Origin of the sequence: Rhodococcus sp. 27YEA6, assembly GCF_044908235.1 — a bacterium.
In the GTDB taxonomy this organism is placed as follows: domain Bacteria; phylum Actinomycetota; class Actinomycetes; order Mycobacteriales; family Mycobacteriaceae; genus Rhodococcus_F; species Rhodococcus_F qingshengii.
The window spans coordinates 24,366-45,453 of sequence record NZ_JBIYCY010000017.1 but is presented as its reverse complement, the minus strand read 5'-3'; the positions used below and the strand labels follow the sequence as shown (position 1 = coordinate 45,453).

Genomic DNA, 21,088 nt, shown 5'->3' with positions numbered 1-21,088 from the left:
GGACCGCAGGTAGGGGCGCATTCTGGCAGTCCGCACCCGAAAAGTACACCGAAAATGATCAAGTGACGTTATCGTCAGATTCATGCCTTCGACCGAGACCCTTCCTGCAGTGCACGGTTCGACAGCCGCAAGGTTCGGCGTGTACGTGCCACAGTTCAAGATCGACGTCGAGTCGATGTTCGAGCGGGCGAGATCGGCCGAGGCGTCGGGCTTCGATTCGTTCTGGCTGATGGACCACCTCTACGCGCCGGGTGCGCCGCCGTGCGACAGCCTAGAGAGTTGGACCCTGTTGACCGCACTCGCTTGCGCCACCTCGACACTGCGACTCGGCCACCTCGTCGGTTGCGGACCATTCCGACATCCAGCTCTGCTGGCGAAGATGGCGGCCACCGTAGATCGGATCAGCGGAGGCCGACTCGATCTCGGACTCGGTTGGGGTTCTGTGGAGGACGAATTCGTTCGATTCGGTTTCCCTCTCAGCTCGAAGCGATCACGATCAGACGCGCTCGGCGAGTCTCTCGAGATTCTCGACTTGATGTTCAGCGGTGACACGTTCGACTACCCAGGTAGTCACTTCGATCTGCGTGGCGCCCACGGTCTGCCGGTCCCGGTACAGCCGCGCATTCCTGTCCACATCGGCGGCGGGGGCAGAACACTGACGATGCCACTCGTTGCCGCGCACGCGGATTGGTGGAACTGCGTCGGCAGTGCTCGACACCGCCTTGCCGAGCTCGCGCCCCTGCGCGGAAACGCACGTATTTCGGCGCAGTACGCCGTCGGGCTGCTGAACTCCGAGTCCGAGCGAGAGGAGGTGACGGCGAAGGTCGCTCGCCGAATGCCCGAGAATGCCTGGGGTGCAGCGTTCATCGGAACCGCTTCTCAGATCGCCGAGATGTTCCAGGCAGAGGCGGCACTCGGCGTCGAACTGTTCATCGTCCGTTTTCACGATCTGGGATCCGTGCGCACCCTCGAGCACTTCGGTTCCGACGTCATTCCTGCAGTGGTCGGAGCGAGCGTATGACCGGCACCGTGATCGTCGATGACAATGCCGTGGTCGATGCCGTGTCACGATTTCTGTCGGACAACGATCCGACGACGATGTCCGACAAGGAGTTCCTCGGCCGAAGGTTCGACGCCGGGCTGGCGTGGATCGACTTTCCCGTAGGCTTCGGCGGCTTGGGCGGACCCCGATCGTTGCAGAGGATCATCGAGCAGGCCATGCAGCGAGCGGGCGCGACACCGGTGGACAGCATGCGCAATCCCGTCGGACTCGGCATGGGGGCTCCGACCGTGGTGCACCACGCGTCCGAGGAGCTCGCACACCGCGTGCTACGCCCGCTGTGGACCGCCGATGAGATCTGGTGCCAGCTCTTCAGCGAGCCCGGTGCGGGTTCGGATCTGGCGAACGTGGCGACCAAGGCTGTGCGCGACGGTGACGAATGGATCGTCGACGGCCAGAAGGTGTGGACGTCGTTGGCGCACTTGTCGAGATGGGCAATGCTTCTCGTCCGCACCGACCCGACAGCACCGAAACACCGCGGAATGACGTACTTCATCCTCGATATGACAACGCCGGGTATCGACGTGCGACCGCTTCGCCAGGCCACCGGCGAAGCGCACTTCAACGAAGTGTTCCTCAACGGCGTACGCATCCCAGACGCCATGCGCATCAGCGAACCCGGCGACGGGTGGAGCGTAGCTCGAACGACGCTGACGAACGAACGAACTGCCATCGGCGGCAAGGATGCACCGCGCGAGGACGGCCACATCGGACGCCTCGCCGGGCTGTGGCGCTCTCGTCCCGACCTCAGGACGACCGCAGCACATGCAGATCTGATGCGTATCTGGGTGGAGGTGGAGGTCGCACGCCTGACGAACGAACGCACGCGGCAGATCGCGGCGACCAATGCAACCGGGCTGGAAGGTTCGGGCGCCAAGGTGACCGTCGCCCGTAACAACCAGCAGGTGACCCGGTTGGCTGCTCGACTAGATCCTGCGCAGGCACTGCGCTACGACGAGTGGTCGCTCGAGAACGCTCCCGAGCAGGGCAGCGAACGGCCGGAGACCTATCACTACCTTCGTGCTCGGCCGAACTCGATCGAGGGAGGCACCACCGAGATTCTGCTTGGCCAGATCGCCGACCGCGTCCTGAATCTCCCCCGCGAACCCAAGATCGACCCCACCATCCCATGGCAGGACATTCCCCGATGAACACCACAGCGCCGGCTACTCCAGAACCGATCACCACACCACCTATGCCGTCGCTCGTGTACGACGACACCGCCGACGAGCTTCGCACGGCGGTGCGCCGACTCACCGATCGACGATCGTCGCCCACCCAGCTGATCGCCTTCACCGCAAACGATTCCGGATACGACGCCGCGCTGTGGCGCACGCTCGCCTGCGACATGGGCCTCGCTGCTCTGCTGATACCCGAAGAGTTCGGTGGCGCAGGCGCGTCGGCACGCGAGGTGTCAGTCGTGATGGAGGAGCTCGGGCGTTCGCTCGCACCGGTCCCCTACCTCGCGAGTGCTGTGTTCGCGACGTCCGTACTCACCGCATCGACGGGGCCGGTGGCTACAGACGTGCTGAGGCGACTCGTCGACGGTGCCGTTGCAGCCGTCACGGTACCCGCGATCGCGGCGCCCGGTTCGAGCCGGGCAACGGTGACGGCAACCCGGCACAGTATCGAGGAGCGAGTCTCGCTGTCCGGCAGCGTGTCCGGTGTACTTGCCCTCGACTGCGCAGACGTTCTGCTCGTTCCGGCCGGCCTCGACGATGAGCGCGTCGTCGTCCTCGTCGATTCCCACGCACCAGGCATCACGGTCCACACGCCGGTGAGTGCCGACCTGACACGTCCGATTTTCGATGTCTCGCTCGATGGTGTCCTTGGCGACATGATCCTGCGCGGACAGGACGCCACCGACGCGCTCGCGGCGGCCGCTACCGTCGCGGCAGCAGCTCTGGCGTCGGAGCAGGTCGGTGTCGGGGATTGGGCATTGGCCACAGCGGTGGAGTATTTGACCGTTCGGCACCAGTTCGGCCGTCCGATCGGGTCGTATCAGTCGCTACGCCACCGGGCTGCTCAATTGTGGATCGACAATCAGCAGTCCCGTGCCGCGGCGCAGTACGCAGCCGCGGCGATCGCCGAGAAGTCGGCAGATGTCGATGCCGCCGTCGCTGTCGCGCAGTCCTATTGCAGTGCAACGTCGTTGACTGCGGTCGAGGAATGCCTACAGATTCACGGCGGAATCGGCTTCACGTGGGAACATCCGGGGCACCTGTATCTGGAACGCGCGTTCACCTCGTCGGTGACACTCGGTACGACGGAGGATCATCACCGCACACTGGCAAACCTGGTGAACTTGCCGGCCGCGTAGGCCGGCAAGTTCGCGCGGGTCAGCGCATCGCCAGTGTGCCTCCGTCGACCGGGAAGACCTGACCGGTCATGAAGCGAGCACCGTTGCTGGACAGGAACGCCAGCACCGGTACGAAGTGCCGGTCGACGTCGCCGAGCCTGCCGCCGAGAGGCACGGCCGTGGCCATGAATTCGTCGTGTGCCGCCAACTGGTCCGGCGTCATCGACGCTCGCGTCTTGTCGTACATCGGCGTCCAGATCGCAGGAGCGATGGCGTTGACGGTGATGTCGTACCGCGCCCACTCGCGCGCGACGGTTCTGGTCCACGCCACCACGGCGCCCTTGCTCGCGGAGTAGGCCGCCTTGTTCGGCAGTCCCTGCACGCCTGCGGCCGAGGCGAAATTGAGGATCTGCCCGCCCGAGTCCTTCAGGTGCTCGAACGCGGCCTGATTGGTCAGGAACGTCCCGGTCGCGTTGATGGACATCACGGTCGACCACGTTGCGAGAGTGATGTCCTCTGCTGGTCCGCCTGGCGCGATTCCAGCCGCATGGATGAGCACATCGAGTCCGCCCAGCAGCGACACCGCCTCATCCACCGCGGACTTCACCGAATCGAGGTCTGAGACGTCGGCCGCGACGAACTTCGCACCTGCGTCCTGCGCGATGGACGCCCCCGGATCCCGAGTAAGATCGAGGGACACGACCTGCGCGCCCAGTTGCGGGAACGCCCGCACGAGACCCGCGCCCATACCGCTGGCACCACCCGTGATCACGACGCGTCGTCCCGTCAGGGCAATCGAATTCTCCTGTACGGACATCGCGGTCACCCGATCCCGAGCTTGGACCTGGCTGCGCCGATCTTCGACGGAATGTGCTCCGACGGCCACAGCGTGTCGACGGCCTCGTAGCCGGCGAGCACTCCTCGGGCCACCTGACGAAGGTGAACTTCGGTCGGCCCGTCGACCAGGCCCATCACGGGCGCACTGACCCACATGTGCGCGAGCGGGGTGTCCTGGCTGACACCTAGTGCGCCGTGGACCTGAATGGATCGAGAGACGATGTCGTGCAACACCTTAGGCGTCAGCGACTTGATAGCACTGATATCCTTGCGGCACTTGGAGTAGTCCTGGGTCTTGTCTATCAGCCAGGCGGTCTGCAGCACGAACAGGCGGAACTGTGTGAGCTGGGCGTACGACTCCGCGATATAGGTCTGTACCGTCTCGCGGTCGGCAAGAGACTTGCCGCGCGTGGTGCGGCTGAGCGCGCGCTCGCACATCATGTCGAGCGCCCGCTGTGCCATTCCGACGGTACGCATCGCGTGATGCACGCGTCCGCCGCCCAGACGTACCTGAGCAACCTCGAAGGCACGCCCCTCGTCACCGAGCATCGCGCTCGCGGGCACCCTGACGTTGTCGTAGTGCATGTAGGCGTGCGAGCCCTCCTCCACCGGCTCGTGCATCAGCGGCACGTTTCGCTCGATGACGACGCCCTCGGTGTCGGTAGGCACCAGGAACATCGACATTCCCTTGTGCGGGCCCGCGTCCTTGTCCGTGTACGCCATGACGATGCAGAACGTCGAGTAGCGAGCATTGGACGAGAAGTACTTGTAGCCGTTGATAATCCAGTCGTCACCATCACGAACTGCGGTGGTCTCGAACTGCCCGACGTCGGCTCCGCCCTGCGGTTCCGTCATCGAGTAGCACGAGAAGATCTCGCCAGCCAACAGCGGCGCCAGGTACTCCGCCTTCTGCTCCTCGGTACCGAAATGCGCGATGATCTCGGCATTGCCGGTGTCCGGGGCCTGAGTTCCGAAGATGACCGGCGCCCAGATCGAACGGCCGAGGATTTCGTTCAGTAGTGCGAGTTTCATCTGGCCGTAGCCCTGACCGCCGAGTGCCGGTTCGAGATGGCACGCCCACAGCTGCTGGTCGCGAACCTTCTGCTTGAGTGGGTCGACGATGCGACGGTGCTCGTCGTCGAGTGGTTTGTAGTTGTCGTGCGGCCAGACCAGATCCAACGGCTCGATCTCGGTACGCACGAACTCGGCCGCCCAGTCGAGCTTGCTCTGAAACTCGGGGTCGGTCTCGAAATCCCATGCCATGTAAAGCTCCTCGATAGTGTGTTCAGTGAACAGGATCAGCGGTACGACGTGGTGTGAGACAGCGACGCGGCGAACTCCATCAGCTCCAGCGCAATGGGTCCGAAGCGCGCGACACGGTCGTCCGCCTCCCCCTTGGCGTGACGAGCGACGCTTGCCTCCAGCACGATTGCAAGCTTGAATCGGGCAAGGATCACGTAGTAATCGACGGCGGACACGTCACGGCCGCTGACGTTCGCGTAGTGCTCGAGCATGGCGTCGCGTGACGGCATTCCCGCGTAGTCGAGGTAGCGCGCGTACTTCATCGCATCGCCCTCGGGCGGCCAGCCCACGAGAACCCAGCCGAGGTCGAGCAACGGATCGCCGATCGTCGCCATCTCCCAGTCGATGATCGCCGCCAGTTCGGCCGGCTTTCCGTGCTTGTACATGACATTGGCGAACTGGTAGTCGCCGTGCATGATTCCCGGCTCGAACGTGGACGGAAGGTGGTCGCGGAGCCACTTCGCGGTCTCGTCGAGGCCCGGTAGCTCGCGGAACTTGAATCCCGCGAGGTGCGAGAGCCACCGATCGACCTGACGCTCGAGGAACCCTTCCGGCTTGCCGAAGCCCTCGAGTCCTTGTGTCTTCCAGTCGACGCGCGCCATTTTCGCTGCGCCGTCGACCAACTGGATCGCGAGATCGCCCCGGGCCTCGAGATCGGTGTCGAACGGTGCGATCCAACCCGCGCCCATCGGGCTCCAGCCGTCCACAAGGTCCATGAGGTAGAATGGGCTTCCGATGACCGACTCGTCGTCGGTCACGCCGCGCAGGCCCGCATGTGGCACATCGGTTTCGGTGAGCGCCTTCAACAACCGAGCCTCACGCATGAGAACCTTGGCTCGCCCCTCGACGCCGTAGCTCGGCGGACGGCGGAGCGCCATCTTCTCTCCACCGCGAGTGATCTCGAAGAGTTCGTTCTGCGACCCGCCCGCCAGGGAACGCGCCCGAGCGAGTTCGCCGGCACCGGGTAGACCCTGCGTATCCATCCACCGACTGAGCGACTCGACGTCGAGCGACGGAGTACTCACTGCTTGATCTGTCATGATCAGAACATAATGACTATATTTGGGAAACGCAATTACCCAACGCGCATTTTTCGTATGTTCGCTGTTGGAAGCCCCCGAGCTTTCCCACCTGAAAGGATCTCGATGACCTCCGCAGATCGCATCCGCCCCGGTACCATGTCCGCCGCCCGCATCCATCGACTCGGCAGTGCGGACGCGATCCAGATCGACACGGTCGACGTGCCGTCCCCCGGACCGGGAGACGTGCTCGTCGAGGTGCACGCGGCCGCCGTCAACTTTCCCGACACGTTGATGATCGCGGGTCACTACCAGACTCGAACTCCGTTGCCCTACATACCCGGACACGAGGCGGCAGGCATCGTCGTCGACGTCGGCGACGGCACGTCGGAGCTCATCGTCGGAGATCGCGTCGCCGTGCTCGCACCCCACGCATTCGCCGAATACGTCACTGCACCTGCGGAGTCCGCGTCGCTGATTCCCGACGACGTGGATTTCGGTTCCGCCGCGGCAACCTGGGTCTGCCATCTCACCGCCTACCACGCTCTGCGGTCCGTCGCTCGAATCTCCTCGGGCGAACGGGTTCTCGTGCTGGGCGCGGGCGGTGGCGTCGGACTCGCCGCGGTGGAACTCGCCACGGCCCTCGGCGCCGAGGTCGTCGCGGCAGCGTCGTCTCGGGCCAAGCTCGACGCCGCGACTTCCCGCGGTGCGCGCGTCACGATTGACTACAGCGCAGGCGACATCCGCGAACAGCTGCGGGCGGTGTGCGGTCCCGGCAGCCTGGACGCCGTCATCGATCCTGTCGGCGGGTGGCAGTCCGAAGCGAGCCTGCGTGAACTTCGTTGGGGCGGAACATTCGTGACCCTCGGGTACGCCAGCGGTGAAATCCCGATGATCCCGCTGAATCTCGTCCTGCTCAAGGGCGCCGTGATCAAGGGATTCGAGATTCGGACCTTCCCGCAGCACGACCCGACCGGCAATGCACGCGACCGAGCGGAGTTCACCGACCTGTGGCGCTCGGGCCGAATCTCACCGACCATCCACGCGCGATTCCCCTTGGCTCACACCCGAAGCGCACTCGAAGCCGTCGCGGGACGCGAGTCGGTCGGCAAGACCGTCATCGAGATCGTTCGGGACTGAGACCGCGCACGTACGGCGCCGAACGGCGAAGGACGCCCCGCGGATACTCTCGTGGGACGTCCTTCGATGCTCGACGCGTCAGCTAGTGCGCGGGAAGTGGTACAGCGCGCGGGCGTTGAGTTCGACGATCTTGTGTGCCTCGTCGTCAGGAACGTCAGCGAGCAGTTTCTCGGTGAAGCGACGGCTGTTGGGCCAGTTCGAGTCCGAGTGCGGGTAGTCGCACTCCCAGGTGATGTTGTCGATGCCGATCTTGTGGCGGCGCGACACACCTTCGAGGTCGTCGATGAAGCATCCGTAAATGTTCTGCCGGAACAGATCCGACGGACGGACCTCTTTGTTGACGTTCTGGTACCAGCGGTGCTTCTCCCACGTCAGGTCGATGCGCTCGAGAAGGTAAGGAATCCAGCCGATTCCGCCTTCGGACAGCGCGACCTTCAGGTTGGGGAACTTGTAGAACACCGGCGAGAACAGCAGATCGGCGGTGGCGTACATGGAGTTGGTACCGAACAGCGCGATCATCACGGCCATCGGGGCCTCCGGTGACGTCATCGGCGCCTTGCCCGAGGATCCGAAGTGCATGCACAACGGCATCTTCGTCTCCTCCGCAGCGCGGAAGACCGGATCCCAGTGATCGGTGTAGAACGACGGTAAGCCTAGTCCGACGGTGTTCTCCGGGAACGTGATCGCCTTCGCACCCTTGGCGTGGCAGCGGTAGATCTCCTTGGCCGACTCCTCCGCATCCCACAGCGGAAGGATGATCAGCGGGATGAACCGGTCGGGTGCACTCGCGGCCCACTCGTCGAGGTGGAAATCGTTCCATGCCTTCACCGACAGCAGCGCGAGCTCACTGTCCTTGTGATCGATGAAAACGGTGCCTGCGAAACGCGGGAAGGACGGGAAGCACAGAGCCGCCTGAACTCCGTCGATGTCCATGTCCGCGACGCGAGCCTTCGGGTCGTAACATCCGGGCAGCATGTCCGAGTAACGCGTCGGATCCATGCCGTACTCCTGCGGCTTCTTTCCGGCAACTGCGTTCAGGCCGATGTTCGGGTAGATCTTGCCCTCGTACGACCACACCTCGGCCAGCCTGCCTTCCTGCGCGGCCTGGCCACCCTCACCACGCGAGGAGGCGAGCAGGAGCTTCGAGAGCCCCTCGTCGCCGCCACTGTGACTCATGTCCATCTCGACGATCCGCGGACCCTGATCGAGGTGCTTCTTGGGCAGACGAGACGTCCACACGTTCGGCGGTTCGATTAGATGATCGTCCACTGAGATCAACTGCATATGGTCCTGAAGCGGCACTATGACTCCCTACGTGAAGAGGATGACGGCCCGTGGCCTGAACATCATCGAAATCTTTCGGCATCCGACCTATCAGCATCCGAAGCGTCGTCGACGCTACATCTGACATAGTGTCATCGTAGTGATGAGCATCACGAACGTCAACATTTGACTGGATCTACCTGCGAAATATTTCTGTAAATCCAAATTCATGGAGAGACAGAATTTCCGCCACCGGCACAATTTGACCTCTTTCTGACGACTCGGTCATTCAATTACCGAGTTACGCCGACATACCTGAGATCGAATGCGCCACCGGACGTCGGCGGGCTCATCTCGTCGAGTCCCACCACGGCAGACGTGTGCGCATACTGCGTCGGGATCGCACAGACGAAGAGTTCGAGAGCATTCTCCGATGCGGTGGCCGACGCCGCGGCCAGCGCCTGGGCACGCGCGTCGGGCGCCATCGTCGCATCGAGCGGTGCCTGCAGCGTCGCCTCGATATCCGCGGGCAGCGGGCCCGGGTACTGCCAACCCAGGTAGGACTCGGCCATGGTCGTGCCCGCGTCGGCCGTACCTGGATGCGTGTATTGGAACCCGTCGGCTCGCCCCGCTCGCCAATCGATCGCCGCCTGCCCAAGGTCGCGCTGCTGTAGTTGCAGATCGATCCCCACCTGCGCGAGCTGTTCCTTGATCGCGACCGCCACTCCGTCACTCGTCCGTACGCCTGCCAGCGTCAGCACCGTCAACTGCAGCCCGTCGCCGCGACCGGATTCGGCCAACAGTTGCCGCGCCCGATCCGGATCGTAGCCGTATCGATCATCACTGCCCTCGTCGTGGCCGACGACGCCGTCCTGCAACGGCTGCGACGTCGGAGTGCACTTGCCGCCGAGCAGTGCCTCGCTGATCCCGTCGCGGTCGATGGCGTAGTTCATGGCCCGTCGCACGTTCACCTCCGCCAGTGCCGGGTTCGAGGTGTTGAGATACATCGCGTACCACGCACTGCGGTCGGTATCGGTGACGCCGAACCTGTTGTCCCGCAAGAGTTGCTCCACGTCCGCACTCTGCGTCACCTTCGTCAGCGCGGCGTCAACCTGACCGCTGCGCAGCGCGTTGAGGCGCGCCTGATCGTCCACCATCCCCACGACCTCGATCGAGGCCATGTTCTGCGCCGCGTCGTCCCAGTACCCGTCGAAGCGGGTGAAGGTCGCACGGTCGCCGACCTTCAGCTCATCCAGTACGTACGGCCCCGATCCCGCCTCGGTCATCGACAGATCGGCGTTCGCCGCAGCAGGGTTCACGATCGCGCCTGCCAGGGTGGACAACCGGTAGATCAGATCGGCGGCAGGCCGGTTCAGGGTCAGTACGACTGTGTTCGCATCAGGTGCCTGCACGTCGACGATAGACGTCAGTTCGCTGGCCACCGTCGACTTCGGCAGAGCCCGCGCTCTTTCGAGACTCCACCGGACCGCCTCGGCATTCACCGGTGTGCCGTCGTGGAAGGTCGCGTCCTGTCGTAGTGCGAAGGTCAGCGTTCGTCCATCTCCGGAGTACGACCACGATTCGGCCAGCATCGGAACGAACTGCGCGGTTCCCGACGAGTTGTCGACGCGAACGAGCCGGTCGTAGGTCAGGCTCAGATAGGGGAACGCGCCGACGATCGACGGAGTCGCGTGCGGGTCCATCATCGGCGGCGGGAGAATCCATCCCATCGACAACGACGCGTTCCGATCGACGTCATCACTGGCGCCGGTGGTGGTGGACGACCCGCCGCCCCCGCACGACGATGCCAACAACACCGAAGCACAGACGACCGAAGCGAATGCGAATCTGCGAAACATGCTCTTTCCCTCTTCTCGTACCGATGAGAAACGACGAGAGCGGAACGGGGACGGCCCGTTCCGCTCTCGTCGCATGTGAAGTCGATCAGGCGGTCTTGCCCAGGAAACGGGTGTCGACGATGCCGGTGAAGTCGGCCTGTCCGGCCTGGTCGATGCCGTACACCTTGTCGGTGTACGCGGCCTGGGTCGGGATGCCGCAGACGAAGACGTCGTACGCGTCCTCGGATGCGATGCGTGACGCCTGGGTGTACAGCGAGATGCGCTCGTCCTCAGTGGTGTTGGGATCGAGCGTCTTACTTACCGCGTCGGTGAACTCCTGTGACGGTGCCGTCGGGAAACGCAGCGGTACCAGGTAGTTGTTCTGCAACGACTGAGCAGGCGTGGGGAACGTCAGACGCGGATTCAGCAGTGCGTAGTCGCCCTCGCCCATCCGGACCTGAGCATCCGCGGTGGGCAGCGGCATGATGTCGAGCCCGACTCCCACCTCGGCCAATTGAGCCTGGATCGCGGTGGCCATCTCCTGCTGCGGCGACAATCCGGCGACGGTGATGAGCTTGAGCCGGAGGTCAGCGGGTGCGTTGGCCTCGGCGAGCAATTGACGAGCCTTCTCGGGATCGTAAGTGTAGCGGCCGACGGATTCTTCGTCGGTTCCCTTGATCTCAGGAGCGATCGGCTGGGAGATCGGCGCACACTGATCCTTCAGCAGCGCACCGTTGATGCCCTCGCGGTCGATGGCGTAGTTCAGCGCCTGGCGCACTCGCGGGTCCTCGAGTCCTGGCTGGCCGATGTCGAGCTGCACCGCGTAGTACTGCGCCACCGGATAGGTGTGCAGCTGGTACTGCGGCTGACGCAGCAGGGTCTGAAGATCGTCGGTCTGTCCGGCCTTGGCCAGCATGGCGTCGATCTGGCCACTACGGAATGCGTTCAGTCGCGCGTTGTCGTCAGTGATACCGATGATCTCGAGCTTCGCGGCCTTCTGTGCTTCCGGATCCCAGTAGCCGTCGTACCGGCTGTAGGTGATGCGGTCACCACGGCGAACCTCGTCGACCACGTACGGTCCCGAACCTGCGGTCTCCACCGACAGATCGACGTTCCCGTCGATCGCGGCCGGGCTGATGATCGAGGCGACGGTGCTCGACAGCACTGACGGCAGGTCCGCCGCGGGACGGTTGGTCGAGATCTTGACCGTCGTCGGATCGACCTCTTCGATTCCGTTGATCAGTGCCAGCGCACCCGCTGCCCTGGCCCGTGCCGGATCGGTCGCGCGCTGAAGGCTTTTCACGACCGCTGCGGCATCGACCTTCGTGCCGTCGTGGAACGTCGCATCGGTGCGGAGCTTGAAGTTGGCGGACATGCCGTCCGGTGCGAACTCCCAGGACTCTGCGAGCATCGGGGCGATCTCGGGGCCGGCGACGGCCTGCGTCAGCCGGTCGTACACCGGAGACAGGTAGTTGAAGTCGATTTGGTAATTCGCCGACTGATGCGGGTCGAGGTTGTTCGGTCCCAGCGTCCAGGCGTAGCGAAGCGTCGCGTTGCGATCGACGTCGGACGCCGCTGCGCCGCTTCCGTTCGCTTCGTTGGAAGAGGAAGAACCACTTCCACTGCCACATGCGGTGGTCACCACGGCCACCGTCACGAAGCCGACGAGAAGCTTCGTACCGAACTGGATTCGTCTGTGCACTTTCATGGCTTGTCTCTGTTCCTTGTTCTCGCAGGGCGGAGGATCTGGTATGGCGGGGGGCTTCTGGCAGGGCGGGGGCCGGGCCCTCACCGGGCCCGTCGGGGTTGGAGCAGTTGAGGAGCTGGGTTCGGTTCTGCTATTTCCTGATCTTGGGATTGAGGTAGCCGTACGACATGTCGACAAGCAGGTTGCAGATGAGCACCACCAACGCGCTGATGATGACCACGCCCTGGACCATCGGAAGATCACGCTGCACCACAGCGGTGTAGCCGAGCATTCCCAATCCCGATATGGCGAAGACGAACTCGACAGTGACCGCACCACCGAGGATGCGTCCCATCTGCATGCCCAATACGGTCACAATGGAGACTGCAGCATTCTTCATGGTGTGCTTCCACAGGACACTTCGTCCGCTGAGTCCTTTCGCGCGCGACGTACGCACGTAGTCCTTGTTGAGTGCGTCGACGATGGAACCTCTTGTTTGCCGGGCTAATTCGGCTGCGGAGACCGCCGCCAGCGCGAGCGCGGGCAGAATCAGATGCCGAGACCACTCGACGATGCCACCCTCGGCGATGGTGACATATCCGGTTGCGGGCAGCCACGCACGCGTGATGGCGAACGTGATGACGAGGAGCAGACCGAGGACGAAGGGTGGAACGCTCATCAGCAGGGCGGCAACCGTGGTCACCGCGCGATCGACCAACGAACCCTGACGCACTGCGGCCCACACACCGAGGGGAATACCGATCACGATAGTGAGGATGATCGCCCACAGCGACAGCGAACCGGTGATCCATATGCGTTCCATGATCGCATCGGTCACAGCCTGACCGCTGTACAACGATTTGCCGAGATCCCCGGTGACGGCGTGACCGACCCACTCCGCGTACCGCACGATCATCGGCGAATCCAGATTGAGGTTCTGCCTGATCGTCTCGATCTGTTCCGGGCTCGCCCCGTCGCCCGCGATGCGAGCAGCCGGATCGGTTCCGCGATTGGCCAGTTCCAAGAGCACGAACGAGAGGAAGGCGACCAACAGCAACAACGGCACGGACGCCAGTATTCGACTCGTCACCAGTTTCAGCATGGTCCCGACTCCTCGTTCTCGAACTGTGTCGTGAAAACTTTCGACGCGCGATCGCTCATGACGACGCCAATGCACGTCGAGCGGCACGCTTGCGCGGGTTCATCACCGGGATCGCCGACAGCAGATCCTTGGTGTAGGTCTCCTGCGGATCTTCGAATATCTGTGCAGTGGGGCCGGATTCGACGATCTCACCGCGACGCATAACCGTGACGTCGTGAGCAAACATCTTGACCAGCGCCAGGTCGTGCGAGATGAACAGGTAACTGATCTGGCGTTCCGCCTGCAGATCTTGCAACAGGTTGAGAACCTGCGCCTGGATCGAGACGTCGAGAGCGGCCACCGGCTCGTCGCAGACGATGAGTTCGGGTTCGGTGGCGAGGGCTCGCGCGATCGCGATGCGCTGCAACTGGCCGCCGGAGAACTCGTGCGGGTACTTCTCCATCTGGTCGACGCGCAGGCCCACGCGTTCGAGCAGTTCGGCGACCTTGTTCTCGCGATCACGACCGCGCAGATCGGTGTGCAGCGTCAGCGGTTCGGCCACCGACTGCCCGACGAGCATGCGGGGGTCCAGCGAGTTGAACGGATCCTGGAAGATCATAGTCGCCCGACTACGAAGCTGCCGAACGCTTTTCGTGGACATCTTCAGAATGTCGTCGCCGAAGAGTCTAATCGCACCCGTGTCGGGTACGTCCAGACGCAGAGCCATCCTGCCGATCGTCGATTTACCCGCACCGCTCTCGCCGACGATGGCGCGGGTCCGGCCCTTCTCCAATGTGAACGAGACGTCCTTGACCGCGTTCGTGTGCTCGGTGGCAATTCCGAAGACGTTGCGCTTCTTGACGAACGACTTCACGATGTTGTCGACTTCGAGAACGGCGGTCATCGGCTTATCCCTTCCAGTTCGAGTGCGTCGGCGCGCGCGCAGCGGACCTGATGCGACTCGGCTCCCGACAGCGGGACAACTCCGTCGTCGCACAGCCCGGCCTGGGCATAGGCGCAGCGCGGATGAAACCTGCACCCGTTCGGCCAATTCCATGCTGCGGGAACGGTTCCGGGAATCGCGTACAGTCGCTCGGCACGTACCTGCGCATCGGGTGTCGAGGCCAGCAGTCCCTCGGTGTACGGATGCTGCGGGTCGTAGAACAGATCTTCTGACCCGGTGGTCTCCATGACCTGGCCGCCGTAGAGAACGGCGACGCGATCGCACGTCTCGGCCACCACACCGAGGTCGTGAGTGATGAACAGAATGCCCAACCCCATACGATCCTGCAATTCGGTGAGCAGGTCGAGAACCTGTGCCTGCACCGTCACGTCCAACGCGGTGGTCGGCTCGTCGGCGATCAGCACCACGGGTTCGCAGGCGACGGCTATCGCCAGCATCACCCGCTGACACATTCCGCCGCTGAACTGATGTGGGTATTCATGCGCGCGGGCAGCTGCGTCGGGAATGCCCACGAGCTCGAGCATCTCGACGGCACGAGCCCACGCCTCACGACGCCCGACGCCTTCCCGGTGGCGCTTGACCACTTCGGCGATCTGATCACCGACGGTGAACGCCGGATTCAGTGATCGCCTCGGTTCCTGGAAGATCATTCCGATCGACTTGCCGCGTAACGCATTCATCTCGCGCTTGTTCAGTCCGACCAGTTCGCGTCCCTGTAGCTTGACCGAACCGGAGATTCGGACACGAGGACCGGTCAGCAGACCCATGATCGCGAGAGACGTGACGGTCTTTCCCGATCCCGACTCCCCCACCAACCCGAGTGTCTCGCCGCGTTCGAGGGTGAGATCGAGATGATCCACGACAGTGGACCATCCGTGCTCGCTCTTGAACTGGATGCTCAGATCCGTCACCTCGAGGACCCGTTCGCCGACATGCACAGCAGCGGCCTCGGTCACCATCTCTTGCTCAACCATTTGCGCCACGTCCTTCGAATGCATCGCGCATGCCGTCGCCGAACGTGGACAGTGCCAACACTGTCAGAACGATGGCCGCGGTCGGAACGATCATGAAACTCGGTGATGCGCTGACGTTCTGGAACGCGTCCTGCAGCATCGATCCCCAGCTCGCTTGCGGTGATTCCACGCCGAGCCCGAGGAAACTCAGGCTCGCCTCGACGATGATGACGATGCCTGCCCCGAAGGTCAGCTGAATCATCAACGCGGAACTGGCATTGGGCAGCACGTGTCGCCAGAGCAGACGAAAGTTGGAACAGCCGACGCTCCGGCACGCTTCGATGTAGGACTCACCCGCAACGGCCTGCGCCTCGGACCGTGCCACGCGGAACAGCCGGGGAGCCAGTAGCAATCCGACGGCGATCATCGCGTTGGTCAGACCGGGCCCGAGCACTCCGACGACCGCGAGTGCGAGAATCAGTGGCGGAAGAGCGAGTAGCGCCTCTGCGATTCGACTGAGCACAGCGTCGATCGGACCGCCGACGAGCCCGGCGAGCAGACCGAACGGAATGCCGACGATCGACGCCAGGACCATCGCCTGGACCATCGCGAGTACTGCGATCTGGGTGGCGTCGATCAACCTGGAGAAGGTGTCACGGCCGTAACCGTCCGTGCCGAACCAGTGTTCGCCGCTCGGCCCCTGCAGGCGATCACCGAGTACTTGAGTATTGGGATCGTGCGTCGTGAGCAGCGGTCCGAACACTGCCACCAGAACGAGAAGCACGAGGAACGCCAGTGAAATCATGGCTGCGCGATTCGATCTGAGCGCTCGCCACTTCCTTCCGCCGCGAAAGCGTTTCTTCCGAGGAGCAGAAGTGACGGGCACGCCGGCCGTATCGGCGACCGCGGGATCGGGGGTGACTCCGTCCGTCGTGCTCATCAGCTGTCCCGTTTGAGCAACATACATCCGGCCTCTGGTCCGCCTCCGACGCCGACGGCCGCGATCTCGACGTCCTTGGGAATCTGGCGATCGCCGCCCTCGCCCCACAGTTGGACGCATGCCTCGTGCAGGAATCCGTAGCCGTGCAGGCGACCTGCCGACAACTGTCCGCCGTGCGGATTGATCGGCAACGTGCCGTCGAGGCGGTAGCGGTCTTCGTCGTCGAGGAACTGTGCGACCTTGCCGTGCTCGGCGAAACCGAACGCCTCGATCCACTGCAGAGTAAGGAAGCTGAAACCGTCGTAGAGAGTGGCGAAGTCGACGTCGGCCGGCGTCAGGTCGGTGGTCTCCCACATCGACGCCGCAGCGTCGAACGGAGCCGTCGTCGTGAAGTCGGTGCGCTGGTCCCAGTTGTGCCGCTCGTAGAGACCGGCGCCCGCAGCCTCGATGGCGATCGGAGTGTTCTTCAGGCCCGCGGACGCTTCACGACGCGAGATGATGATCGCCGTCGCTCCGTCGCACGGAACGTCGCAGTCGTACAGACCGAGCGGAGTCGAGATCATACGTGCGCCGAGGTAGTCATCCATCGTCATCGGCGTGCGATAGATGGCGTTGGGGTTCAACCCGGCGTTGCGACGGCTGTTGATCACCAACTTGCCCAATTGCTCACGCGTCAGACCGAATTCCCACATGTAGCGCTGGGCGAACATGCCGATCCAGTTGGCCGGTGACGCCGCGCCGAACGGCATACGGAACTCCGAGTGTCCGGACGCGCGGGCCATCTTGGTGGTCAGTGCCGCGGCGCGGCCGGACGCCTGTGCGGTGGCCTCCCACACCGAGCGGAAGCACAGAACGTGATTCGCGCGGCCCGAGGCCACGGCGGCCGCCGCGTCGAGCAGGGTACCTATCTGTCCTGACGTCTCGACGCCACTGACGTGCCACCGAGTGCGCAAACCGAAGGCGTCCCGCACGTCGTGTGTCGTCGCGCCGACGAATCCGCTCTCGGCGGCGACGGGGCCGGGGTAGCTTGCGACGCCGTCGATGTCGTCGAATGACAGGCCCGCATGTTCGACCGCTCGAGCGGTTGCTTCGAGTGCGAGATCGATTCCGGTACGGCCGATTCGGCGTCCGATCTGAGATTGTCCGATTCCCGTGATCACTGCACGGTTGTCCACGAATGTCATGCTGTCACCGGCCTGAAAAAGGGGATTGCAACGTCGTCTTGTTCGTCGAAGACCACCTCGACTGCCATTCCGACGTCGACCGCGTTCACGTCGACATCCACCAGACAGGTGGTCAGGCGAACGTCCGGTGAATCGTCGAGTTCGACGGCGGCAATCACGTACGGCGGGGGGAAGGCGGGCAACCACGGATGGTGGTTGATGGTGAATGCGGCTACCTTGCCCTTGCCCGAGGCAACCTCGGGCGCGACGTCGAGGCTGCGGCAGCGCCAACAGGCGCCGACCGGCGGATGAATCCAACCGCGACACGACTGGCATCGAGTGATGCGCAGTTCGCCCTCGAAACCTCCGGTCCAGAACGCGCGCGATTCCGCGGTCACCTCGGGAAGCACTCGACCCGATTCGTTTGACATGTACATCCTCCAGGACATCTCTTGCTCGGCGCCGAAAACGGCTGGTGATCTGATCCACTCACTGGGCTGCAAGTGATGCCGATCACCGTTTCAGCACACTAACATCTGATAGTCGTGTCACGTAAGTGCTCAGCCCGAACTGCACTTGAGAAAGTGATCTGGCGTCATATGGCGGACATTCGAGACACTCCTCTGACGTAACTGTTCATCTTGAGTAATCGAATGACTGACATGCGATGAACGAGATCCCCCGGCCCCGAGCTCACAAGTGTATGGATGCGTCAGATTGAACATGACGATGGCAGGCCAGCTGGTGCCGAGATCATAAATCGCGCAGGTGAATCTGACTGGGAAACACAGGAATCTGATACGACCCCAATGCAGAGCGCCCCGCGTCACCACGATCAAAGCGCCGCTTAGGTCCAGCACAGAGGGTTGATCGACGCACAGACGCGCTCCACGAACGCCTTTTCCCGCCGAAACGGACGACGACAATTGTGACCACCGACACAAACCGTCAGATTTCATGTACAGTGAGTCAGATACTTCAGCAGCGGATATTGTCATCCCCGCGCACGCTTACCCGGTGACAACAGGTCCGCTGCTTCCGTCAGTCGAAAGGATGCTCTGTCGTGGTCGGTGTAATGAACGGAATCCGAGTCGTCGAAGTTGCGGCGTGGACCTACGTACCGGTAGCAGGAGCGATCCTGACCGAATGGGGCGCCGACGTACTCAAGATCGAGCATCCCGAGACCGGTGATCCGCAGCGCGGACTGGTCAGCTCCGGCTTGATCCCTGCAGGTGGCGTCAACCACATGTTCGAACTCCCCAACAGGGGAAAGCGAAGCGTCGCACTCGATCTGAAGACGGAAGAGGGCCGCGATCTGCTCATGAAGATCGTCGAGACCGCCGACGTCTTCCTGACCAACTTCCGGCCGGGTGCACGCAAGAAGCTCCGCATCGACGTCGACGACGTCCGTGCGCACAACGACAAGATCATCTACGTTCGCGGTTCGGCTGCAGGGCAGCGCGGTGAGGAATCCGAACGCGGTGGTTACGACATGACCTCTTTCTGGGCTCGCAGCGGCGCTGCCGACAACGTCAGCCCGGACGAACTCGGTTACGCCGTCACGATGCCCGGTCCTGCGTTCGGTGACACGCTCGGTGGACTCACGCTCGCCGGCGCCATCTCCTCGGCTCTGTTCCACCGCGAGCGCACCGGCGAGGCACTGACCGTCGACGGTTCCCTGCTCGCGCTCGGCGCCTGGTCCATGGGTGCGACCATTGCCGGTGCTCATGCATTCGGGCTCGATCGCTATCCCAAGACCGTGCCTGCCACTGCCGCCAACCCACTAGTGAACAGCTACCGGACATCGGACGACCGCTCCATCGCACTGGTGATGCTGGAATCCGATCGCTACTTCCCCGAGCTGATGCACGTGCTCGGAAGTCCGGAACTGATCGACGATCCGCGCTTCGCCTCCCACGCGCTGCGCGGACAAAATCACCTCGATCTGGTTCAGGTACTCGCCGACGGATTCGCCAAAAAGACTCTGGAGGAATGGCGAATCGCGTTGAAGGACATCGACGGTTCGTGGGCTGTAGTGCAGACTCCGCGTGAGGTGATCACCGACCCTCAGGTCGAAGCGAACGACTACATCGCGGACGTCACCGATGCAAGTGGCACCGACTTCAAGTTGGTCTCCGCACCGATCCAGTTCAATGGTGCGCCCGGCAACACCAGACGCGCTCCCGAACACGGCGAGCACACTGACGAGGTTCTCGTAGAAATCGGCCTGACGATGGACGAGATCGTCGAACTCAAGGTCAGCGGCGCCGTACTCTGATCCGCTGTCGTGGTCCGCCCGACTGGGCGCACCACGAGGATTCCATACCGCTCGAACACGCACAACGAAAAGCCCCTTCTGATTCCTCTCGGAACAGAAGGGGCTTTTGCCATGTGCGACTAGACCGCTGTGATACCTGCATCGACATAGCTAAGGACGCCGCGAATGTTACGTCCGGAGCGCATGTCGTCGTAGCCGTCGTTGACCTTCTCGAGCGGGTACGTGCGAGTGACCATCGAATCAAGGTCTACCGACCCTGCACTCCATAGTTCCAAAACCTTGGGAATGTCGCCGCGAGGGTTGGCCGAACCGTACAGGCTGCCGACGATCTGCTTCTCCTGCAGCGTCAGGTCCATCAGGTTGAGCGAGACCTCCCGCTCGAGCATGGGGTGAATGTTGGTCACGACCAGTCTGCCGCGCTTGGCGATCATGGCGAGCGCCTTCGAGATCAGCTTGCCGTCACCGACGCCCATCGCCGTGATGAACTTGTCCGCACCGCGATGCCATGTCGCCTCTGCAACAACCGCTTTGGCTTCTTCCCAGGACGACGCCACGTGTGTGGCACCCATCTTCAGCGCCATCTCCCGCTTGAACTCGTTGGGGTCGATGGCGGTGATCGTGCGAGCACCGGACAGCTTCGCACCCTGGATCGCGGCAGCACCGATGCCGCCGACGCCGGCGACGACTACCGTCTCACCCGGCTGAATATCGGCGGTGTAGACCGACGACCCCCAACCGGTGATGAATCCGCACCCGAGGAGGCACGCACGATCGAGGGGGTGATGCGGTTCGATCTTGATGCAGCTGGCCTCGTTGACCACTGTGTGCTTCGCGAAAGACCCGATGCCGCATGCCAACGACAGATCCTGATTCCGAATGTGGTGCCGCGCCGTTCCGTCCTGAATCTGCTTGCCGCTGTAAATCTTTGCGCCCAGATCGCACAGGTTCTGATGCCCGGACGAGCATGACGGGCACCGACCACAGGATGGAATGAAGCTGAACACCACGTGATCGCCCGGCTCGATCCACGAGACGTGCGAGCCCACGGCCTTCACAACTCCCGCACCCTCGTGACCACCGATACACGGCAGTGCGAACGGCATGTCACCAGTCACGATGTGCTCGTCGGAATGACACATGCCTGACGCGTGGAGTTCGACGAGCACCTCCTGTTCCTTCGGCTCGTCGAGATCGATCGTCTCGATCGACCACGGCGAATTACGTTCCCACAGAACGGCTGCCTGGGTCTGCATGTGTGTCCTTC

General features: G+C 63.1%; 18 protein-coding genes. 5 read left to right on the top strand and 13 right to left on the bottom strand.

Annotated features, from left to right (window positions below):
- Positions 1-82: 82 nt before the first annotated feature.
- The 3 genes from ABH939_RS28355 to ABH939_RS28345 are packed head-to-tail and all read left to right on the top strand — an operon-like array spanning position 83 to position 3,380.
- Positions 83-1,021, top strand: a complete 939-nt coding sequence (locus ABH939_RS28355; RefSeq protein WP_042447351.1) for an LLM class flavin-dependent oxidoreductase — start codon at positions 83-85, stop codon at positions 1,019-1,021.
- A complete protein-coding gene (locus ABH939_RS28350; RefSeq protein ID WP_151097065.1) occupies positions 1,018-2,211 on the top strand; it encodes an acyl-CoA dehydrogenase family protein in 1,194 nt (397 codons plus the stop codon). Before ABH939_RS28355 ends, ABH939_RS28350 begins: the two co-directional genes overlap by 4 nt.
- On the top strand, positions 2,208-3,380 hold the full coding sequence (locus tag ABH939_RS28345) for an acyl-CoA dehydrogenase family protein (protein ID WP_243580649.1): 1,173 nt from the start codon (positions 2,208-2,210) through the stop codon (positions 3,378-3,380). The genes ABH939_RS28350 and ABH939_RS28345 overlap by 4 nt, the downstream gene beginning before the upstream one ends.
- A 19-nt stretch (positions 3,381-3,399) precedes the next feature.
- Here ABH939_RS28345 and ABH939_RS28340 read toward each other — a convergent pair whose 3' ends face one another.
- The 3 genes from ABH939_RS28340 to ABH939_RS28330 are packed head-to-tail and all read right to left on the bottom strand — an operon-like array spanning position 3,400 to position 6,538.
- Complete coding sequence (locus tag ABH939_RS28340) at positions 3,400-4,176, bottom strand: SDR family NAD(P)-dependent oxidoreductase (protein ID WP_151097067.1); 777 nt, start codon at positions 4,174-4,176, stop codon at positions 3,400-3,402.
- Between the two features lie 5 nt (positions 4,177-4,181).
- Entirely contained in the window at positions 4,182-5,459 is a 1,278-nt protein-coding gene (locus tag ABH939_RS28335; protein ID WP_151097069.1) for an acyl-CoA dehydrogenase family protein, read from the bottom strand.
- Positions 5,460-5,494: 35 nt separating this feature from the next.
- On the bottom strand, positions 5,495-6,538 hold the full coding sequence (locus ABH939_RS28330; RefSeq protein ID WP_042447360.1) for a phosphotransferase family protein: 1,044 nt from the start codon (positions 6,536-6,538) through the stop codon (positions 5,495-5,497).
- Between the two features lie 138 nt (positions 6,539-6,676).
- Here ABH939_RS28330 and ABH939_RS28325 point away from each other — a divergent pair, with 138 nt between their 5' ends.
- Positions 6,677-7,657, top strand: a complete 981-nt coding sequence (locus tag ABH939_RS28325) for an NADPH:quinone oxidoreductase family protein (protein WP_151097370.1) — start codon at positions 6,677-6,679, stop codon at positions 7,655-7,657.
- A 78-nt stretch (positions 7,658-7,735) separates the two neighbouring features.
- Here ABH939_RS28325 and ABH939_RS28320 read toward each other — a convergent pair whose 3' ends face one another.
- The 9 genes from ABH939_RS28320 to ABH939_RS28280 all read right to left on the bottom strand — a co-directional run bounded on the left by ABH939_RS28320 (position 7,736) and on the right by ABH939_RS28280 (position 17,977).
- Positions 7,736-8,959, bottom strand: a complete 1,224-nt coding sequence (locus ABH939_RS28320) for an amidohydrolase family protein (protein ID WP_042447362.1) — start codon at positions 8,957-8,959, stop codon at positions 7,736-7,738.
- A 254-nt stretch (positions 8,960-9,213) separates the two neighbouring features.
- Positions 9,214-10,779: an ABC transporter substrate-binding protein gene (locus ABH939_RS28315; protein ID WP_191908617.1), complete on the bottom strand. Its 1,566-nt coding sequence runs from the start codon at positions 10,777-10,779 to the stop codon at positions 9,214-9,216.
- 85 nt (positions 10,780-10,864) lie between these two features.
- Positions 10,865-12,466, bottom strand: coding sequence for an ABC transporter substrate-binding protein (locus ABH939_RS28310; RefSeq protein WP_151097073.1), 1,602 nt, complete (start codon positions 12,464-12,466; stop codon positions 10,865-10,867).
- Between the two features lie 130 nt (positions 12,467-12,596).
- The gene (locus ABH939_RS28305; RefSeq protein WP_151097075.1) at positions 12,597-13,547 is read right to left on the bottom strand and encodes an ABC transporter permease; all 951 of its coding nucleotides are present in this window, start codon (positions 13,545-13,547) and stop codon (positions 12,597-12,599) included.
- 55 nt (positions 13,548-13,602) lie between these two features.
- Entirely contained in the window at positions 13,603-14,430 is an 828-nt protein-coding gene (locus tag ABH939_RS28300) for an ATP-binding cassette domain-containing protein (protein WP_073513244.1), read from the bottom strand.
- Complete coding sequence (locus ABH939_RS28295) at positions 14,427-15,464, bottom strand: ABC transporter ATP-binding protein (RefSeq protein WP_243580651.1); 1,038 nt, start codon at positions 15,462-15,464, stop codon at positions 14,427-14,429. The genes ABH939_RS28300 and ABH939_RS28295 overlap by 4 nt, the downstream gene beginning before the upstream one ends.
- A complete protein-coding gene (locus ABH939_RS28290; protein WP_243580652.1) occupies positions 15,457-16,383 on the bottom strand; it encodes an ABC transporter permease in 927 nt (308 codons plus the stop codon). The genes ABH939_RS28295 and ABH939_RS28290 overlap by 8 nt, the downstream gene beginning before the upstream one ends.
- Positions 16,383-17,567 carry a thiolase family protein gene (locus ABH939_RS28285; RefSeq protein WP_151097079.1) on the bottom strand — a complete coding sequence of 395 codons (1,185 nt, stop codon included), beginning with the start codon at positions 17,565-17,567 and terminating at the stop codon, positions 16,383-16,385. Before ABH939_RS28285 ends, ABH939_RS28290 begins: the two co-directional genes overlap by 1 nt.
- Entirely contained in the window at positions 17,564-17,977 is a 414-nt protein-coding gene (locus tag ABH939_RS28280; RefSeq protein ID WP_042447492.1) for a Zn-ribbon domain-containing OB-fold protein, read from the bottom strand. The genes ABH939_RS28285 and ABH939_RS28280 overlap by 4 nt, the downstream gene beginning before the upstream one ends.
- A gap of 644 nt (positions 17,978-18,621) precedes the next feature.
- Between ABH939_RS28280 and ABH939_RS28275 the strand changes: the two genes are divergently transcribed.
- Positions 18,622-19,824 (top strand): CaiB/BaiF CoA-transferase family protein, encoded by a 1,203-nt coding sequence (locus ABH939_RS28275; RefSeq protein ID WP_042447377.1) that lies wholly within the window; start codon positions 18,622-18,624, stop codon positions 19,822-19,824.
- Between the two features lie 119 nt (positions 19,825-19,943).
- Here the strand turns inward: ABH939_RS28275 and ABH939_RS28270 are convergent, their stop codons facing one another.
- Complete coding sequence (locus tag ABH939_RS28270; RefSeq protein WP_042447379.1) at positions 19,944-21,077, bottom strand: NDMA-dependent alcohol dehydrogenase; 1,134 nt, start codon at positions 21,075-21,077, stop codon at positions 19,944-19,946.
- Positions 21,078-21,088 lie beyond the last annotated feature (11 nt).

Coding starts and splice junctions, on each gene's coding strand:
- ABH939_RS28355 (WP_042447351.1), top strand. CDS start 83: ATGCCTTCGACCGAGACCCTTCCTGCAGTGCACGGTTCGACAGCCGCA.
- ABH939_RS28350 (WP_151097065.1), top strand. CDS start 1,018: ATGACCGGCACCGTGATCGTCGATGACAATGCCGTGGTCGATGCCGTG.
- ABH939_RS28345 (WP_243580649.1), top strand. CDS start 2,208: ATGAACACCACAGCGCCGGCTACTCCAGAACCGATCACCACACCACCT.
- ABH939_RS28340 (WP_151097067.1), bottom strand. CDS start 4,176: ATGTCCGTACAGGAGAATTCGATTGCCCTGACGGGACGACGCGTCGTG.
- ABH939_RS28335 (WP_151097069.1), bottom strand. CDS start 5,459: ATGGCATGGGATTTCGAGACCGACCCCGAGTTTCAGAGCAAGCTCGAC.
- ABH939_RS28330 (WP_042447360.1), bottom strand. CDS start 6,538: ATGACAGATCAAGCAGTGAGTACTCCGTCGCTCGACGTCGAGTCGCTC.
- ABH939_RS28325 (WP_151097370.1), top strand. CDS start 6,677: ATGTCCGCCGCCCGCATCCATCGACTCGGCAGTGCGGACGCGATCCAG.
- ABH939_RS28315 (WP_191908617.1), bottom strand. CDS start 10,779: ATGTTTCGCAGATTCGCATTCGCTTCGGTCGTCTGTGCTTCGGTGTTG.
- ABH939_RS28310 (WP_151097073.1), bottom strand. CDS start 12,466: ATGAAAGTGCACAGACGAATCCAGTTCGGTACGAAGCTTCTCGTCGGC.
- ABH939_RS28305 (WP_151097075.1), bottom strand. CDS start 13,547: ATGCTGAAACTGGTGACGAGTCGAATACTGGCGTCCGTGCCGTTGTTG.
- ABH939_RS28300 (WP_073513244.1), bottom strand. CDS start 14,430: ATGACCGCCGTTCTCGAAGTCGACAACATCGTGAAGTCGTTCGTCAAG.
- ABH939_RS28295 (WP_243580651.1), bottom strand. CDS start 15,464: ATGGTTGAGCAAGAGATGGTGACCGAGGCCGCTGCTGTGCATGTCGGC.
- ABH939_RS28290 (WP_243580652.1), bottom strand. CDS start 16,383: ATGAGCACGACGGACGGAGTCACCCCCGATCCCGCGGTCGCCGATACG.
- ABH939_RS28285 (WP_151097079.1), bottom strand. CDS start 17,567: ATGACATTCGTGGACAACCGTGCAGTGATCACGGGAATCGGACAATCT.
- ABH939_RS28280 (WP_042447492.1), bottom strand. CDS start 17,977: ATGTCAAACGAATCGGGTCGAGTGCTTCCCGAGGTGACCGCGGAATCG.
- ABH939_RS28275 (WP_042447377.1), top strand. CDS start 18,622: ATGAACGGAATCCGAGTCGTCGAAGTTGCGGCGTGGACCTACGTACCG.
- ABH939_RS28270 (WP_042447379.1), bottom strand. CDS start 21,077: ATGCAGACCCAGGCAGCCGTTCTGTGGGAACGTAATTCGCCGTGGTCG.